Annotated in this window: 1 protein-coding gene; it reads right to left on the reverse strand. The window is 76.0% G+C overall.

All coding sequences use genetic code 11. The annotated features are described in order from the left end of the window. The coding region (locus VR44_RS38765) for an XdhC family protein (RefSeq protein WP_045952385.1) at positions 1–874 on the reverse strand (874 nt) is incomplete at its 3' end. Positions 875–1,092: the final 218 nt, after the last annotated feature.

Below are 1,092 nucleotides of genomic sequence, written 5' to 3' on the forward strand. Positions count from 1 at the left end.
CCCCAAGGTCCAGCCCGATCGGCCCGTGCACCCGCGCCAGCTCGGCCTCGCCCACCCCGGCCGCGAGCAGCCCCTCCCGCCGCCGCGCGGTGGTCCGCCGCGACCCGAGCGCACCGACATAGGGAATCCCCAACGCCAGCGCGGTCCTCAAACTGGGCACGTCGAAATCCGGCTCATGGCTGAGCAGCACCAGGCAAGCGGCGTCCCGGTGCTGGACCAGCACCTTCTCCGCCTCCCCGGCGCTCCCGACCGTCACCGACTCCCACCCCAGCAGAGCGGCCTGCGCCCCGATCACCTCGGCCAGCTCGCCGGCCCCGCCGATCACCACGTACGGGGCCGACGGGTACGCCTCCACGAGCACCAGCCCGGACCCCCCGTACAGCGCGTCCCGCCCCGGCCGCCGCGTCCCGAGCAGCTCCCCGGCCCGCCGCGCGGCGTCGTCGGCCGGCAGGCCCCCGGCCCGCACGACCTCGCTCACGGCGGCGTCCGCCCCCTCGTTCAGCCGGGTCACGAGAGCCACCCCGGCCCCCGTCCCGAGCAGCTCCCACCACTCGGCGGGGATCGTGGACAACGGCTGCAGCAGCACCTCGGCCTGCCCGCCGCACGTCAGCTTCGCCTCGGTCGCCTCCCCGGCCCCGACCGACACCTCGCACACCCGCGCACCGCCCCCGGCCCCGATGGCCCCGGCCTCGGCCACGAGCTCGGCATCGAACACCCCGCGGTACAGCGCCCCGGCGCACTCGCCCCGCGCGTCCACGAGCACGGCCCCGGCGGGATCCCGGGGCCCGAACCCCTGCTCGGTCACCGGCCGGGCCAGAAACGCCACCCGCCCCTCGGCCACCCACTGCCGCGCCGTCTCAGCCAGCTCACGCATCTCGTCGCCCCATCCTCTATGCGCCATCACGCCACAAAGCACCAGGTCAACGGCACAAAGCGGCCTCAAATCCACCCTACGCACCCCAGGACCCCCCACCACCCCCCGAACACACAGACCCTGCCCCACCCCCTCGTACGGTCCACCGGAACGCCCCCCGCCGCGACACCGCTACGGCCCCACCCGCGCCCTCCCGGCCGACGACGGCGTGCCGCAAG

It is taken from the genome of Streptomyces katrae (genome assembly GCF_000966975.1).
Lineage (GTDB): Bacteria > Actinomycetota > Actinomycetes > Streptomycetales > Streptomycetaceae > Streptomyces > Streptomyces katrae.